This window comes from Shewanella sp. FJAT-51649 (genome assembly GCF_019457435.1).
Taxonomy (GTDB): Bacteria; Pseudomonadota; Gammaproteobacteria; order Enterobacterales; family Shewanellaceae; genus Shewanella; species Shewanella mangrovisoli.
Genome location: NZ_CP080411.1, coordinates 4515294 through 4531747, shown reverse-complemented (window position 1 = coordinate 4531747; position 16454 = coordinate 4515294). Strand labels below are relative to the sequence as shown.

Genomic DNA, 16454 nt, shown 5'->3' with positions numbered 1-16454 from the left:
GCCAACAAGGGTTAGGCGGGGATGGCAAATCTTGGCGTGAGCTCGCAGGCGTTGGGCTGAACCAGTGACGCTGGGGTCGGGCTAAAATCCATCTGGCTAAAATATTGACTGAGTGCCGCTATGGCTTCTTTCACTTTAGCGGGCTGTTTGTCCCGCGCGGAGGTCACGCTGTAAACGCTGTAGGTGCGTAGCGACCACTCTGGTAAAAGTGTCACTAGTTGGCCAGATGCAAGATATTGATGCACTTCGGGCTCTGGCAACACAGCAAAGCCTAATCCATCGAGGGTGAGTTGGATTAGCGTCTGCATATTATTGACGTTGATGCGCTGGGCAGGGAGTTCTATTCGCTCTTGAGTCTGTAAATGGGTTAAGAACTCGGGCTTAGCATAGCTGTGGCTAATACGGTTGAACCCTTGTAAGTCGTCAGGGTGTTGCAGGCTCTGATGCTGGGGAATATAGCTCGGAGCGGCACACAGCAACATGCGCCAATCCGCCAAGGGGCGAGCGATAAGGTTCGAATCCGATAGGGGACCGATGCAAATCGCCAGATCGATTCCTTCGTTAACTATATCGATTGGGCCGTCCTGCAACTGCAGATTGAGGCTGATCTGCGGATGAGCCGCCAACAGGTGCGCTAATGGCTGGCTGAGTAAACCACCACCGAAACCGACTGGGGCGGCGATTTTAAGCTCCCCCGAAGGTGTGCCCTTTAATGCGTGCAGCTGATGTTCGGCGCTTTCTACTATTTTTATGATTTTAATGCAGTTTTCATAAAATAATGCCCCCGCCTCTGTGAGTGTAAGATGGCGGGTATTACGGTGAAACAGACTAATTCCCATATCCATTTCAAGTTTTGCGACTTGTTGGCTCACCGCCGATGAACTCAGATTAAGCTGTGTTGCCGCAGCACTCATCGAACCTTTTTCCGCGATGGCGGCAAACACGATCATGCCCTTGACCATATTTCTATTCATTCTTAAGCAACTCTTACAAGTGATTACTCAAAGTCTAACTTGAGCCGATTGTAACATAGGGATACATTGCCGTATTGAAAATTATTATCATTTACAAAGGATCGAGGGAGATTCGTTGGTTATGTTGTTACGTCGTAAAAAGATCCTCGCACAGCTAGTTTCTGCCGCATTATTGCTACCCGCCACTCAGGTTTTGGCGGATGCCGCACCCGATCAAGACAAGATGATGGAAAGGATTGTCGTCACCGCATCGGGTTTCGAGCAGCAAGTGCGTGACGCGCCCGCTTCTATCAGCGTGATCACCCGTGAGGATCTCGATACACGTTTTTACCGTGACTTAACCGATGCTATGTTAGAAGTGCCCGGCGTGGTGGTGACTGGCGGTGCCGACCGTCGGGACATTAGTCTGCGGGGTATGGGCAGCCAATACACGCTGATCCTCGTCGATGGTAAACGCCAGTCTTCCCGCGAGACCCGCACCAACAGCGACGGTCCTGGTGTTGAAGGCGCTTGGACGCCGCCGCTCGCCGCAATCGATAGGATTGAAATTGTCCGCGGACCCATGTCATCCCTTTATGGCTCCGATGCTATCGGTGGGGTGATCAACATAATCACCCGTAAAGTGCCGAATGAGTGGCAGGGGGAATTGCGCCTCGATACTACGCTGCAGGAGAAGTCGTCCTCGGGCAATGTGTATCAGGGCAACTTTTTTGTGAACGGTGGCTTGATTAAAGATCTGCTCGGCGTGCAGTTATACGGCCAATATACCCAGCGTGAAGAAGATAGTATCTACGGCGGTTACCGAGGTCGCGATGCGGATAATCTCACCGCCAGATTTGCCCTCACGCCTAACCAAGACCATGACATCATGTTAGAGGTCGGCATCGCCAACCAAGAGTTGGATAGCACCTTAGGGAAAACCGTTGCGCCATTGGCGCCGGGCGCCAGTTGTGGCCGCAGTGGTTGCCCAGCTTCGTCGACAACCGAATATGAAAACAGCACCATTTCCCTATCACACACCGGGCGTTGGGACTTTGGCACCTCGGATACTTATATCAAGCACGAAGTATTTGATAACAAGTCCCGCAAGATGAAGATCAAGAATACCGATGCTCAAACTAGCCTGATCGCCACCTTGGGGGAAAGCCATACCGCCACCTTCGGTGCGGCCTTCAATAAGCAAGATCTTACCGATGAAACCGGCAATCAGGTCAGTGACTTAACCGATATTAGTCGCCGCCAATGGTCGGTGTTCTCAGAGGATGAATGGCGTATCGTCGATAATTTTGCTTTAACCTTGGGCCTGCGTTTAGACGATGATGAAAACTTTGGCGACCACCTCAGCCCGCGGATTTACGGTGTATGGGGGCTGACCGAACATACTACCTTAAAAGGCGGTGTGTCGACCGGCTTTAGGGCGCCGAGCCTGAGGCAAACTGTGCCCGATTGGGGGCAGGTAAGCCGAGGCGGCAATATGTACGGTAACCCAGATTTACAACCCGAAACCTCTGTAAACTATGAGCTAGGCATTTACACCGATCTCACCGATTCCATCACCACCAGTGCTGGCGTGTTTTATAACGAGTTTGAGGACAAGATCACCCGTGTCGCTTGCCCTGCGACTCAATGTACCGATGGGCCGAATCAGTTTGGCTCTGACCCGACTACCTATGTGAATATCGATGAGGCAGTCACCCAAGGGGTTGAGTTTAGTATCGACTATAAAATCTTGAGCAACTTGGCATTGACGGGTAACTACACTTATACCGACTCGGAGCAAAAGACGGGCGCATATAAAGGTAGTCCATTGAATCAATTGCCTAAACATCTGGTGCAATTGTCGGTTAACTATGAGCCGATAGATAAATTAAGTACTTGGCTGCGGGTTAACTATCGTGGTGAAGAGAGCCAGCCAACCACTGGGCCTTCCTCGAGCAGCTTGATTGCGCCTTCCTATACGCTGTTAGATTTAGGGGCCAACTATCGCGTTAATGACAGCATTAAATTCAGCGCGGGTATTTATAACGCTTTCGATAAGGAAATCACTCAAGAAGAATATGGCTACATCGAAGATGGACGCCGTTACTGGTTAGGTATGACCTATAGCTTTTAACCGTGTTTAAAAATAGTCGCTTAATACAAAAAGCCAGCATTTAGCTGGCTTTTTTGATTATTCAAAATCCGGTTTACGGATAAATAGGATGCTGAGATCCTGCGTTGGCGTGAACTGCTTTTGCTGGAACTCAAAGGTGAGTGGATCGGTTTTTTTAAGCTCGCCATCAAAACACAGGCTAATGAGATCTGTGGGCTGGGATTTTTTCAGCGTCAGTTTGAAGTCCTTAATCGCCCCTTGCCAGTTATTGGCCGTCACCAAAATATAGCTAAGATGGCTCCACTCGACGCCAATCTCCTGATCTTCACCTTCTTGTTTAACGATAAGGTTTCGCTTACGAATCCCTTGCTTGGCGCTTTCATCTAAACAGGCAAGTCCAGTGTAAGTATCGATAATACTATTGGCAGTATCGGGGATGCCCGTTGAGAGGCTCGGTGTATAACTGTGGCTGATAGAGACAGATTGGCCCGCGGGAAAGGTTTGTTCCCACACAAAGTAATCGCTTAGGGTAAAGGCGATTTGTTGCTCCTCATCTAACCATTGGCTGGGGAGTGCGGGTTTGCCCTTGGGGACTTTGGCATATTCGGCAAAGTAAGCGACTTCATCTATCCCCCAACCAAGCTGTTTCAGCTCGGCAGTAATATCGGTTTTATCGGCAAGTTGGGCGACGAGCCTATGCTGAGTTGGCTGGGTTTTACCATTCACTTTAAGGGTGAAGTTATCGATACTGCTGTGATCGGCGGAGCCAAAAAACATCGGCGGCATGGGGAAGGCAATGGGGACGATAAGATCCTGCGAACTGGTGTTGGTAAACAGATAATCGACCCTAACTTCGGCCTCGCTGATAAAGAGCGACTCCTTGTCCATACTGATATGCGGCTGATATTTAAGGGTGATAGAGCCATTAGCATCACCAAAACTGCTGTCATTGGCAAAGGTTGCTGTGCTCACGAGCAGCGCGAGTAAACTGCCCATTAAGGCGCGAATATGGATTGGCATAAACATCTCTAAAAATAGCAATAAAGATTAGGCGCGGCGGGCAAGCTCAATGGCAGCGGCAATAGCATTGCGTGCCTGTGGGCTGTTCTTCCAGCAAGTGGTGCGTAACATGCTGGCGACTAGGTTGGCGATATCTTCGACCTCATGCTCGGCTAACTGCGCGAGTGAGCTAATGCCGATTTCTTCAAAGCGTTTAATGACAGTCGGGCCAACGCCTTTAACGGCGAGTAGTGCTTGTTTTTCTTGCTCATTAAAACCCATAACGAATACTCCTTTATTACTGGGTGACAGACTCATGCGTGAGTGGTGGCAAGCGTAGCCTGAAATGGCGCTAACAAAAAGGCCCATCATGGGCCTTTTGTGGTGTAACTGATATTTACATATCGCAGGGCTTGAGTGGTTTACGCAATTGGGCGCGTACGTTATCCATGCCAGCGTAGAACTCTTTCATCATTAATAGGCCCATCATCTTGCCGTTATCTGTGATGATCAGATTATCGGGATCGGTGGGGTCGTTCTTGATGGCGCCAATCAGCTTCATCGAGGTCATTTCCTTAAACAGGGCTGTGTCTAAGTTAACCCCAAAGGTCTCGCGGAAATATTTGCGCGATAGACGGCCAGAGAACATCCCCAGCAGGAAGCGATACTGCATCACATCCTTTTTACTGTAGTTTTTCTGTTGCTCGACGCCCATCTTGCCAGCGGCGATTCGTTCTTGGTATTTACGCAGCGAGAAAGTGTTAACGTATAAAGTGTCGTTCAGGAAGCTAAATGAGCCAGAACCCACCCCTAAATACTCATCGTAGTCGATTACATATTCGTCGAAGCCTTCGTCATTCGCCTTACCAAAGGCCCATGCAGACAACTGATTATATTGACCATTTAAACTGTTTAAGATTTGGCGATATTGGTTGGCCATATCCGCCTGTGGCGCGGCGAGCTTGCCCTTAACACTCTTACGCGTTTGATGCGTGATCATCAGCGGATAGGTGGTGATCTGTCTTGGGTCGAGGCGCGAGGCCATGTCTAAGTCGTGCTGGATCACTTCATCGGTTTGACCGCGGAAGCCAAAAATCAGGTCGACGTTGATAATGGGGAACAGCTCTTTGGCCGCCATGATCTTGTCGAAGGTTTGCTGACCCGTGCCGAATTTTTCGAGGCGGTCGGTCATTTTTAAAATATCGTCGTTAAAGCTTTGTACGCCGATGGACATGCGGTCCACTAAGCCCTTAAGTTGCTTAAAGCCTGGGCTGTCTAAATGCTGTGGATCCGACTCGCAGGACACTTCTTTAATGCTTGGGAAGAGGGTCTTGGCATGCTCAATGGTGCGGGCGAGTTCGTCTTCTAATACTGTGGTGGTGCCGCCGCCAATGTACATAGATTCAAAGTCATAGCCTAAGGCTTTGACCATCTCCATCTCTTTACGCAGAGAGATAAAGTAAGCGCGCGCCTTGTCTTCCTTAAACATAAAACGGTGGAAGGTACAGTAAGAACACAAGGTATGGCAGAAGGGCACATGGGCATAAAGCATGTACTTTTTACCTTCGACCGGGGCGGGCATGATGTCGGCGGAGAGCGTATCGAGGCGAAGATTCTTATCGACATAATACTGCATGACTCGTTCCATCGAGCTGAGCATCCAGTTAGGGACGGTAATATTCGCTTGATAAGGCGTTGCGATCGCGCCATTGAGCGTTTGAATAACTGAAGACATAACGATTCCTATCTGAGAGTGCTAACCGTAAACACCGAAATTGCTTTAGGTAATTCACGACCACCTAGCGCAATTAGACTACCTCGTATGGAGTAAGCAAAACGTGAACTGGTTATAAGTTACGGTTTCCTAACAAGGAAATCACTGGCTTTTTGTTAAGCGGATCATGTTTTAGTAATTGTAGATGCATATTTACTGAGGTTTTTGGACCTTTGTTATTGAATTTGAGCGATTAACTTTAGTGCTCAATCGAAAGACTGAAATGATAAAAAGTTGAGCTTCTTACTTGTGGGTATTTTGACTTGTACTGAGGGTATCTGGCTGTCATTATCCCTGCGGTCATGGCTTAATCTCCCCAAACTGCCTGAAATCTCGGAGGATCTCCATTGGTTAATATCAACCGCTTTTTTCCGCTATTTGCCTTAGTCGGGGCGGGTACGGCGTATTTGATGCCCGCGTGGTTTAGCGAATTGAAAACCAGCATAGTGCCGCTGCTGGTGGTGATTATGTTATCCATGGGATTGACCTTAGATGTGCGGGATTTTGCCAATGCATTCAAGCAGAAGCGCGCCGTTATCACCGGCTTAATCTTACAATTTACCCTAATGCCCTTAAGTGCCTTGGCCATTAGTTTGCTGTTAGGGCTCAATCGGGAATTGACCATAGGCATGGTGCTGGTGGGGAGCGTGGCGGGCGGCACGGCATCGAACGTGATCTGCTATTTGGCCAAGGGCGATGTCGCCTTATCTATCACTATGACGGCGTTATCCACCTTAGCGGGGGTGGTGCTCACGCCGTTGATTATTCAGCTATTAATCGGTGAGATGGTCGCAATTCCTTTAATGGATATGCTAGTCAGCCTTGTTAAAATCGTGCTTATCCCAGTGACTGTGGGTGTAGTGTTGAATCACTTCTTTAAACCGCAGGTGGCTAAACTTGCCCCTGCATTACCCATCATTTCTATCGTGGCGATTGTACTGGCCATCAGCATTATTGTGGCCTTAAATGCGGGCCAATTTACGCAGGTAGGGCCTGTGATTTTACTCGCGGTGTTTCTACATAATGGCTTGGGACTCGCCTTGGGTTATACCTGCTGCCGCTTGCTCGGCTTTGACCATACAGTGTGTAAAACCATTTCGATTGAGGTGGGGCTGCAAAACTCAGGCCTTGCGACCGCATTATGCATCAAGTTTTTTAGCCCGCTCTCCGCCGTCCCTAGCGCGATTTTCTCGATTTGGCATAATTTATCGGGCGCTATGCTGGCAGGATATTGGGCGAGCTTAGAGCAAGATCCAGATGGGGTGAAAACCATCACCAAATAGTGGGAAACGATAGCAGCTTATTAATAGGTTGAAGCAACGTATATCTTAATGTCGTAGATGAAATATATGAGTGTTTTATTGATAAGTGAATATGTTGTCACTCACTCATAAATGCACATCACTTAATTAGCATCAACTTATACCAGCAGATTAACTTGTTGTTAAATTATAGATACTTGTTGTTAACTTTAATTAATTCGGTAAAGTAGCAGGCAAATTAAAAATATGATCTGTTTTTGCTAGTTTAGGGAACGAATATGACCGCAAAAGGAATCTGTCTATTACTAGGCAGCACACTAGTCTTATCTGCTTGTGGCGGGGGAGGTGGCGACTCTACAACGCCCACATCACCGACCAATCCTCCTCCGACAACAACTTTTAAAGTTGCTGATTACCCAACGGAAGTTGCTGTCACTTCGCTATCGCTAGCGGAGAGTGTTTTGCAAGTTGGTTTTTTTGCTAATGACATCTTAGGCAGCTTCGATATCGAGGCTAATGGCGCTGAAAAGTCGTGCTCTAACGGCGGTTTAGCGACGATTGAGTTGATTGATAAGGATGACTCAAAAGGCATTTCTGTCGGCGATAGTCTTAATATGTCTTACCGTGATTGTTACATTCAAGCACTCGACAGTACAGTGAATGGCGAAGGTTCATTAACGCTATCAGAATATCAACAGGGCACTAAGGCAAAGGGGTCGATTGATATTTCTAATCTGCAGGTTAATGGAGATGATAACTTCAATTTGGTTGGTCAAATGTTGTTCGAAAATAACATTTCACCGCTGCAAAGACAGTTGAACATTCAAAGCAAAAGCACTGTTAAATTAGTTGTAAATAGTAATTCGGCGTTAAGTTTTACTAATCTCTCTTTAACGAGAGTGGAAAACTTTTCCGATGCAACTTATGCGATTAGTGGTAAAGGCCAGATTTCGGTCGCACAATTTAATAATGGCTTTGGTTTTGAGTTTACTAAACCATTGAAAGGACATTTTAACGAATTTCCCCATGAAGGCTCGATTGTCGCCAGTACATCAGCTCAGGACTCAGTTCAAATGACGAGTAACTTCGTTACTGACTCTAAAATGCTCAATGTGAATACTGCTAAAGAAGCTTACATGGTTTATTGGAGTCAAATTGTTGAGGGAAGTTTGTGGCATCTTGAAGGTGGAAAATCTAACTCATCATTTGAGTTTCGCTCTGACAACTTTAACTATGTAGGCATGATTGAAGACCAGGATTTACAAGCATTTCCTGTGTCCGGCGGGACGATTCGATTACTCATGTCACGCCCTATCAAAGACCAAGTTTACGAAAGTTCTTTTGATGAGGATTCATGGCCATACAGAAAAGTTGCAGCCAAAATTAGCGTGAATGGTGCGATATTAAACATCACGCCAGAGACAGATTTAAAGGCAAATACGGTATATCGCTTTAATGGGGTTTTGCTTGAAAGCAAATTTGGTGCAGTGGCGAATACCATGTGGTCTGAACGTTTTAAAACCAGCGATGCAATCATTATCGATGTGGCTGCAAGTAGCTATTTATATAAAGCCAACGACACGCCAAAGCTCGATGCTTCACAAACCGTCATGAATAAAGGTAGTGCGCTGACATTTAAGTGGGTAGATGTGAATAATGTCGGTATTGTTTTTTCAAATCCAACCAGTGCCAAGACAGGTTTTACCGTTCCAAATGAAGTGACATCTGATGTCGAGATAAAGTTAGAAGTGTCCAATGGACAGGGATACCAAGTATTCCGAACTTTAACGATTCACTATTACGCTGGCAGTGACACATTCATGCACTATGTGAGCCCGCAAGGCGACTACATTGGTGGTGGGAAAACAGTGATTATGGATTCGAGCAGTGCAGTGTTCACTCCAACGAATTACGACAACAGCTTAAATGCAATCACCTTATCTATTGACGGAAATACTTGGTGGAGCTTTGATATTGCTGCACCCGCTGGCGAAAACCTGCAAGTGAAGAAATATATCAATGCTACTCGTTATCCGTTTCAAGGCCCCCTGACGGCAGGTTTGTCATTTACGGGTGATGGCCGTGGCTGCAATCAAAGTATCGGAGATTTTGAGGTGCTTGAGTTGAGTTATAATGCTGATAAATCCGTTAAATCTCTAGCAGTTAACTTTAATCAGCGTTGTGAAAATTCCATGCCGCCTTTAAATGGTGTGATTCGTTATCACTCTTCGGTGGGAATTAACCACTAATCGATTATGAAGGCACCTTAGGGTGCCTTTATTTTTTTGATGTATTTAATGGCTCATTATGAATGAAGTGTACGAGTGCAGAGATTGTGATGTTGTCATTAATATCTGTTCAGCCCTTAATCGAAAATGGCCTAACATCTTGCGATATTAGGCCATGGTAACGACTTAGCTGACTCGAGTTAGAGTCTAAAATGCGAGACTACGCCTGTTAACTGTTCTTTAGTGGCGGCCAAAGAGGTCGCGCTATTGAGGGTCGCTTTACCACTTTGATTTAACTCTTCAACCATTTCGCGAATGGTATTCAAGTTACGATTAATCTCTTCACTCACTGCGCTTTGTTCTTCGGCGGCGGTTGCGATTTGATTGCTCAATCCATTGATATCAAATACATAGGTGGTCAATGTCTCAAGGCTTTCGGTGACCAGCGTGGTGGTGTCCGCTGCGTCTTGGCAACTCTGTTTAGTCTCATCCATCGCATTCACGGCGCTGTTAGCACCCGTGCGCAGGCGTTCTAACATTTGATTGATTTCGGCCGTGCTCGCCTGAGTGCGAGCGGCGAGGGCGCGTACTTCGTCGGCGACGACGGCAAAGCCTCGGCCCTGTTCTCCGGCGCGTGCGGCTTCGATGGCGGCGTTAAGGGCGAGTAAGTTGGTTTGGTCGGCGATATCTCCAATCACATCTAAGATGGTGGCGATATGGCGGGTGTTTTCATTCATTTCCGCGATGGTGTGAGCGGCAGTGTCGACCTTACCAACCAAGGCGACGACGGTGTTTGCAGCCTGTTCGACAGCCTTTTTCGACTTATCAGCCTGTTCATTCGCCTGTTGGGTAAAGCGTGCGGCGGAGGCGGCATCACCGGCAACGTTATGGGCGGTGGCACTCATTTCGGTCATGGCCGTAACCACTTGGTCGGTTTCTACCGCGTGGGTTTGCAGTGCGTGGCTATTGGCATTGGACTGCACATTCAGCTGACCAATTTGATCTGACATATGTTCAGAGGCCTGGGCAATATCGGAAATCATATGGCGCAAGTGGTCAATTACCCGGTCAAGATCGGCGCCAAGCGCACAGAGTTCGTTTTGACCACTGATTTGAGTCTTCTGGGTGAGATCGCCATCGGCAAGGTGCTCTACAACACGCTTGATTTGATTAACGATATTGACCAAACGTCTGCTCATAAACAGGGCGCTTAGTAAAGAAGCGACTATGGCGATCAGGATTAAACCAAGGAGCAAAGCCTCGGTGGCATTGACTTTGTCTTCGGCCTGTTTGCCTAGTTCATGGTTGCGTTGGGTGATCAATTTGACTAATTGATTGATCTCATTGCTCACTTTGGGCCCAAGTGCACCACGTTCTGACGTGAGTTCAGGTTCGGTGCCCGTTTGTTTGGCGAAGGCTAACTCCTGCTGATAGAGACGCACATATTGCTCGATTTGTGGCAATAGCGTGCGGATCGTTCTGGCATCTTGCCCCATAAAATCGGTGTTAAATTCTGCGAGTTGCTCGACAAGCTGCCGCACATTGCGTTGCTGCAAGCTGATGGCGTCGCTGTTATGGACTAAGGTGGCTAAGCGCAACTCGAAGAAGGCTTCACGCACATTGGTGAAGGTTTCGGCGAGCTTGGTATTGTTGACGAGTCGACTGCTTGTGTTATTGAGTTCAGCAAAGCCCCGATAGGAGGAAATGCCGATAATGATCAATAAAATACTCGCAAACACTGATGGCAGCGCCGTCAATGTGCTGGTTTTTGCATTGTTAAACATGGTGGCCTACTGGGGTATCAATCAAGAAGGGGTGTAATTAAATTACACATTGAGGCCATTTTAACGCTTGGATTTCACTGGTCGCAAGGCGATATTTTGAACGTAATATCCATAACGCTATGTTTTTAAATATGTTGTTTTTAGTGTGTTAACTGTGGATGGCGTACTGGTTGCAAGGTGTTATGTAAGTTAAATTCATTATATTTGCAGGTGATTGATTTTATTGTGAAAGCGGTTTTGCGAGCGAGTGCTCTTCTACAGTGAATTAACAGACCAAACAGCCATTGTGAAGCGGATCGCAAAAGTCACAAATGTTTTAAGTTGTATCGTTAACATTTGTCTGTGCGTTCAAAATAAAACACCCCAGCAGAGTCGCCCTGCTAGGGTGTTTAATCAGTCAGCGAATCGCTTACTCTTTATATTTGAGTGTGCCGTTGGCCTTGATTTCGTCGTACCACAGGTTGTGGTGTTGGGTTGCCCAGTTTTCGTCACAATAACCAGACACCATACACTCCATACCGCCTTCAGACATTACCGTTGCCATGAAGATATGCACGATAGAGAAGGCGCAGATCACGATGGCACTTACTGAGTGCAATACCAGCGCGATTAAGCTTAAGGTGCGGCTTGGTTCGAAAAGATTTGGGAACAGTAACAACATGCCTGAGGCTGAAATCACTAATCCAAACAGGGCAAAGGCCCAGAACCACATTTTCTCACCAGCGTTAGCAAAACCTGCATCAGGGTGCTTACCTTTGAAGGGGCCGAAGTTGATGTAACCACCAACAACGAGGAACCATTTCACGTCGTACATTTTTGGCAGCTGGTTCTTCGCCCATAACACTGTCATCAATGCCCAGCCGATCATGAACGGAATCGCCATCACATCGTGGATTTGCTTCGCGCCATAGACTATGGCTTCCCAGATGCCTTCGCCCAACCAAGGTTGGAAGAAGAAACGACCCGCTAACAAAGTTAAGCCCGTTAGAATCAACATTAAGCACGGGATCGCACCTAACCAGTGGATTGAAACGTCAAACTTTGACCAGCGATGCACTAGCTTGCCCGAAAAACCATGGTGTAGCTTGGAGATGCCGTTCACCTTGATAAATAAGACAAAGATAATGATCATGCCGAATAACGCCGCCATTAAGGCCGGTGCTAACCAGTCGCTACGCAGCTCCAGTACACGCAGATCATAGGTATTGATCGGTTGTGCGTGGAACTCGCTTTGGGAGGTAGTGTATCCCGTGGCGCCGTCCTTCAGCTGTGCCCAAATTTGGGCATCAGAGGCTTGAGGTTGGAGCGCCTGTTCATCACCACCATTGGCTAGACACACGGCACTAAACAGCAGTGCTATGGCTAAACCTATGTGTTTGAACCATTTGTTCATCATACATCCTCTCTCGCTTAGTGGCGCCTGCTAGCAGGCGCCAAGCTAAGTCTGTGGACAGATCCTGTGACCTGAATTAATTCCAAGCCGCGTTTTTAGCGCCACGGTAAGCCACACGCTCACGGAAGATGCTAGAAACCACTTCTGCATCACCCGCTAACAGGGCCTTAGTCGCACATAGTTCTGCGCACATTGGCAGTTTGCCTTCGGCAATACGGTTTGAACCGTACTTCTGGCGCTCTGCCTCTGAGTGGTTTTCTTCTGGGCCACCGGCACAGAAGGTACATTTATCCATCTTACCGCGGCTACCAAAGGCACCTTTTTTCGGGAACTGTGGTGCGCCAAATGGGCAGGCGTACAAGCAGTAACCGCAACCAATACAGGCATCTTTGTTGTGTAGCACAATGCCGTCTTCGGTTCTGTAGAAGCAGTTTGCTGGGCAAACCGCCATACATGGCGCGTCTGAGCAATGCATACAGGCGACAGAGATTGAAGCTTCACCGGGTTGACCATCGTTGATAGTCACGACGCGGCGGCGTTGGATACCCCACTCGAGAGCGGAATCGTTTTCGTTTTTACATGCGGTGACACAGCCGTTACATTCGATGCAGCGCTTGGTGTCACACAAAAATTTCATTGTAGCCATAGTGGCAATTCTCCTAGCTTAAGCTGCACTTACGCTTTAACGATCTGACAGAGCGACGCTTTGGTTTCCTGCATTTGAGTCACAGGGTCATAACCATAGGTCAGTGCCGTGTTAGCGGATTCACCGATAACGTAAGGCACAGTGCCCTCAGGGTAGTTAGGCGCTAAGCTTTCACCGTGCATCACACCCGCAAAGTGGTATGGCATAAAGGTCACACCTGGTTTAACGCGTGGCGTTACCAGAGCTTGTACTTTAATGCGGCCACCTTCGGCGCCCTCTAACCACACAAACTCACCGTTGCGGATACCGCGATCGGCTGCGTCACTTGGGTTGATTTCAACAAACATTTCCTGTTGAAGCTCAGCCAGCCATGGGTTAGAACGAGATTCTTCACCACCACCTTCGTATTCCACTAAACGACCAGAGGTCAGTACCAGTGGGTACTTGCCGCTGAAGTCTTTCTCTTGGATTGACTTGTACAGTGTTGGCAGACGATGAACTTGCATATCGTCGTAGGTTGGGTATTTAGCCACTAAGTCACGGCGTGCTGTGTATAACGGCTCGCGGTGAACTGGCACTTGGTCTGGGAAAGTCCAAACAATACAACGGGCTTTAGCGTTACCAAATGGAATACAACCGTGCTTTATAGCTACGCGCACGATACCGCCTGATAAGTCGGTCTTCCAGTTGCGGCCTTCTGCTTCGGCTTTTTCTTCCGCAGTCAGGTCATCCCACCAACCGAGTTGCTTCAGCAGCTTATCGGTAAATTCTGGGTAACCGTCTTGGATCTCGGCACCTTTAGAGAAAGAGCCTTCGGCCAGCAGGTTTTTACCATTGTATTCAACGCCATAACGAGCACGGAAGTTACCGCCGCCGTCTTTAACGTGTTTGGATTGGTTATACAGAATTTGGGTACCAGGGTGTTTAGCTTCTGGTGTGCCCCAACATGGCCAAGGTAAACCGTAGGTTTCGCCCTTCGCTGGGCCGCCAGCGGCTTCGAGCGTTTTGTTGCTGAAAGTGCCCCAGTTTTGGGTGTGCAGCTTGATACGCTCAGGGCTTTGACCTGTCATACCGATGGTCCACATGCCGCGGTTGATTTCGCGGGTGATCTCTTCGATAACAGGTAAGCCGTTTTCTTTGGCGATGCGTTTAGTGTATTGCTCGGCGATACCGAGTTTTTGCGCTAAACGGTACATGATTTCGATGTCGGTTTTTGACTCGAATAAAGGTTGGATAACCTGCTCACGCCATTGGATAGAACGGCCTGAGTTAGACACTGAACCTTGAGTTTCAAACTGAGTCGCAGCAGGTAACAGATACACGCCATTCTTACGACGGTGCATAACACCCGCCATGGTTGGGAATGGATCGACAACCACGACTGTGTCCATCTTGTCTAAGGCATCACGCACTTCACGTTGACGGGTTTCAGTGTTGACCGATTGACCCCAGAAGAAGGCCATACGGATGTTGTCTTTCTGTGCCAGCTTGCTCTTGTCTTCTAACACGCCATCGTGCCAGCGAGAACAAGGAATACCTGGGGTGGTCATTGGATCTTTGCCTAAATAGGCGTTTTGATCGAAGCGGCTCTTCACCCACTCCATATCCAGATCCCACACATGGGTCCAGTGAGTCCAAGCGGCTGAGGTTAAACCGTAATAACCTGGCAAGTTGTCGAACAGCAGACCTAAGTCAGTCGCGCCTTGTACGTTGTCGTGGCCACGGAAAATGTTAGTACCGCCGCCAGAAACGCCCATGTTGCCTAAGGCTAATTGCAGAATACAGTAAGCACGGGTGTTAGCGTTACCGACGTGGTGCTGAGTACCACCCATACACCAAATCACAGTACCTGGACGGTTTTCTGCCATCAGTTTTGCGGCTTGATAAACCACTTCTTCGCTCACGCCAGTGATATCCGCCACTTCTTTAGGTGGGAACTTTTTCACTTCTTCGCGGATGGTTTCCATCTCGAATACGCGTTGTTGGATAAAGGTTTTATCTTCCCAACCGTTTTCGAAAATGTGCCATAACATACCGTAGATAAAGGGAATGTCGGTACCTGGACGAATCGCGCAGTGCAGATCTGAGTGCGCGGCAGTGCGAGAGAAACGTGGGTCAACAACGATGATTTTCGCGTTGTTTTTCTCTTTGGCGATCAGAATATGCTGCATCGATACTGGATGCGCTTCCGCTGGGTTTGCCCCGATCAGGAAGATGGCATTGGCATTCTGAATGTCGTTGAAAGAGTTAGTTTGCGCACCGTAACCCCAAGTGTTAGCAACACCGGCTACCGTGGTAGAGTGACAAATACGAGCAGAGTGGTCGACGTTGTTTGTGCCCCACATGGCCGCGAGTTTGCGGTACATATAGCAGCCTTCGTTAGAGAACTTAGCGCTACCCATGAAGTACACAGAGTCTGGGCCAGATTCTTTACGAATGTTGAGCATTTGGTCGCCCACTTCGTTAATCGCATCTTCCCAAGAGATTTTTTTCCACTTGCCATCAACCAATTTCATTGGGTATTTCAGGCGTTTTTCACCGTGGCCATGCTCACGCAGTGCAGCACCTTTGGCGCAGTGACCGCCAGCATTGAATGGGTGATCGAATGCGGGCTCTTGACCTGTCCACACACCATTTTGCACTTCGGCATACAGACCACAACCCACAGCACAGGCACTACAAATCGTACGTTTAACTTCGATCGGCGCGTCGTGTGGCACATCTTTGGCTTCTGCGCGGCGCATCATGCCAGTACCCAAGAGAGAAGCGGCTGCGATACCACCGGTAGTAATACCTGCTTGCTTCATAAATTGACGACGGCTAATGCCTAACGTCGGTTTGTCGGCCACTTGGGCGACATCGGACTTGCGAGTTAACTTCATCGCTGACTTCTCCTAGATTAGCTACGCAGGCTATCGTAATAGCTGATAATGTGCGCAGTTTCGTGGTAACCCTTAGGCTCTTTGGTTGTTACCTTGCTGCTCTCGCTGGCTTGGGCTGCGCTCATGCCGGTAGCGGCAATTGCGGCGCCGGCAACGCTGCCAACGGTGAGTGCTTTAAGCAAAGAACGGCGAGATAAATCGCTAGGTTGTTGCTTCATGCTGACTCCTGAATGAGGGGTTATGGTTCTTGGATGGCGCGACTTTTCGAGGGGTTTAACTTGTTATCAAAAAGTGAAGATTAGAGGTGGAAAAGATAATGAAATCATCTTGCTTGCCGTTAATCATCGCGCGTGAGGGCAATATAGTAGGAAAAGATTGAGTAGGATTTGATCTAGAACAGTTTGCAGCCGGACAGGCAGG

Annotated in this window: 12 protein-coding genes; 3 read left to right on the top strand and 9 right to left on the bottom strand. The window is 48.1% G+C overall.

The window, feature by feature from the left end:
* Positions 1 to 11: 11 nt before the first annotated feature.
* A complete protein-coding gene (locus K0H59_RS19820) occupies positions 12 to 974 on the bottom strand; it encodes a LysR family transcriptional regulator (protein WP_220054131.1) in 963 nt (320 codons plus the stop codon).
* Between the two features lie 121 nt (positions 975 to 1095).
* On the opposite strand from K0H59_RS19820, the gene K0H59_RS19815 reads away from it, so the two are divergent.
* A complete protein-coding gene (locus K0H59_RS19815) occupies positions 1096 to 3087 on the top strand; it encodes a ligand-gated channel protein (protein WP_220054130.1) in 1992 nt (663 codons plus the stop codon).
* 57 nt (positions 3088 to 3144) lie between these two features.
* Here the strand turns inward: K0H59_RS19815 and K0H59_RS19810 are convergent, their stop codons facing one another.
* The 3 genes from K0H59_RS19810 to K0H59_RS19800 all read right to left on the bottom strand — a co-directional run bounded on the left by K0H59_RS19810 (position 3145) and on the right by K0H59_RS19800 (position 5800).
* On the bottom strand, positions 3145 to 4086 hold the full coding sequence (locus K0H59_RS19810) for a DUF4424 domain-containing protein (RefSeq protein ID WP_220054129.1): 942 nt from the start codon (positions 4084 to 4086) through the stop codon (positions 3145 to 3147).
* Between the two features lie 27 nt (positions 4087 to 4113).
* The gene (locus K0H59_RS19805) at positions 4114 to 4347 is read right to left on the bottom strand and encodes a hypothetical protein (RefSeq protein ID WP_011718648.1); all 234 of its coding nucleotides are present in this window, start codon (positions 4345 to 4347) and stop codon (positions 4114 to 4116) included.
* 115 nt (positions 4348 to 4462) lie between these two features.
* Complete coding sequence (locus tag K0H59_RS19800; protein WP_088212454.1) at positions 4463 to 5800, bottom strand: coproporphyrinogen III oxidase family protein; 1338 nt, start codon at positions 5798 to 5800, stop codon at positions 4463 to 4465.
* Between the two features lie 386 nt (positions 5801 to 6186).
* Between K0H59_RS19800 and K0H59_RS19795 the strand changes: the two genes are divergently transcribed.
* Positions 6187 to 7122, top strand: a complete 936-nt coding sequence (locus K0H59_RS19795) for a bile acid:sodium symporter family protein (RefSeq protein ID WP_220054128.1) — start codon at positions 6187 to 6189, stop codon at positions 7120 to 7122.
* 257 nt (positions 7123 to 7379) lie between these two features.
* A complete protein-coding gene (locus K0H59_RS19790; protein WP_220054127.1) occupies positions 7380 to 9350 on the top strand; it encodes a hypothetical protein in 1971 nt (656 codons plus the stop codon).
* A gap of 179 nt (positions 9351 to 9529) precedes the next feature.
* On the opposite strand, the gene K0H59_RS19785 is transcribed toward K0H59_RS19790, so the two are convergent.
* The 5 genes from K0H59_RS19785 to K0H59_RS19765 form a co-directional block, all read right to left on the bottom strand.
* A complete protein-coding gene (locus K0H59_RS19785) occupies positions 9530 to 11113 on the bottom strand; it encodes a methyl-accepting chemotaxis protein (RefSeq protein ID WP_220054126.1) in 1584 nt (527 codons plus the stop codon).
* A gap of 409 nt (positions 11114 to 11522) precedes the next feature.
* Entirely contained in the window at positions 11523 to 12506 is a 984-nt protein-coding gene (locus tag K0H59_RS19780) for a formate dehydrogenase subunit gamma (RefSeq protein WP_011624447.1), read from the bottom strand.
* Positions 12507 to 12582: 76 nt separating this feature from the next.
* The gene (gene fdh3B, locus K0H59_RS19775) at positions 12583 to 13152 is read right to left on the bottom strand and encodes a formate dehydrogenase FDH3 subunit beta (protein ID WP_011627524.1); all 570 of its coding nucleotides are present in this window, start codon (positions 13150 to 13152) and stop codon (positions 12583 to 12585) included.
* Between the two features lie 29 nt (positions 13153 to 13181).
* On the bottom strand, positions 13182 to 16034 hold the full coding sequence (locus K0H59_RS19770) for a molybdopterin-dependent oxidoreductase (RefSeq protein ID WP_220054125.1): 2853 nt from the start codon (positions 16032 to 16034) through the stop codon (positions 13182 to 13184).
* Positions 16035 to 16051: 17 nt separating this feature from the next.
* Positions 16052 to 16252, bottom strand: coding sequence for a twin-arginine translocation signal domain-containing protein (locus K0H59_RS19765; RefSeq protein ID WP_011624444.1), 201 nt, complete (start codon positions 16250 to 16252; stop codon positions 16052 to 16054).
* Positions 16253 to 16454: the final 202 nt, after the last annotated feature.

Bases quoted from the DNA above. Each gene is read 5' to 3' on its own strand.
- K0H59_RS19770 (WP_220054125.1), bottom strand. From the start codon at position 16,034: ATGAAGTTAACTCGCAAGTCCGATGTCGCCCAAGTGGCCGACAAACCG.
- K0H59_RS19805 (WP_011718648.1), bottom strand. From the start codon at position 4,347: ATGGGTTTTAATGAGCAAGAAAAACAAGCACTACTCGCCGTTAAAGGC.
- K0H59_RS19815 (WP_220054130.1), top strand. From the start codon at position 1,096: ATGTTGTTACGTCGTAAAAAGATCCTCGCACAGCTAGTTTCTGCCGCA.
- K0H59_RS19780 (WP_011624447.1), bottom strand. From the start codon at position 12,506: ATGAACAAATGGTTCAAACACATAGGTTTAGCCATAGCACTGCTGTTT.
- K0H59_RS19810 (WP_220054129.1), bottom strand. From the start codon at position 4,086: ATGCCAATCCATATTCGCGCCTTAATGGGCAGTTTACTCGCGCTGCTC.
- K0H59_RS19820 (WP_220054131.1), bottom strand. From the start codon at position 974: ATGAATAGAAATATGGTCAAGGGCATGATCGTGTTTGCCGCCATCGCG.
- K0H59_RS19790 (WP_220054127.1), top strand. From the start codon at position 7,380: ATGACCGCAAAAGGAATCTGTCTATTACTAGGCAGCACACTAGTCTTA.
- K0H59_RS19765 (WP_011624444.1), bottom strand. From the start codon at position 16,252: ATGAAGCAACAACCTAGCGATTTATCTCGCCGTTCTTTGCTTAAAGCA.
- fdh3B (WP_011627524.1), bottom strand. From the start codon at position 13,152: ATGGCTACAATGAAATTTTTGTGTGACACCAAGCGCTGCATCGAATGT.
- K0H59_RS19785 (WP_220054126.1), bottom strand. From the start codon at position 11,113: ATGTTTAACAATGCAAAAACCAGCACATTGACGGCGCTGCCATCAGTG.
- K0H59_RS19800 (WP_088212454.1), bottom strand. From the start codon at position 5,800: ATGTCTTCAGTTATTCAAACGCTCAATGGCGCGATCGCAACGCCTTAT.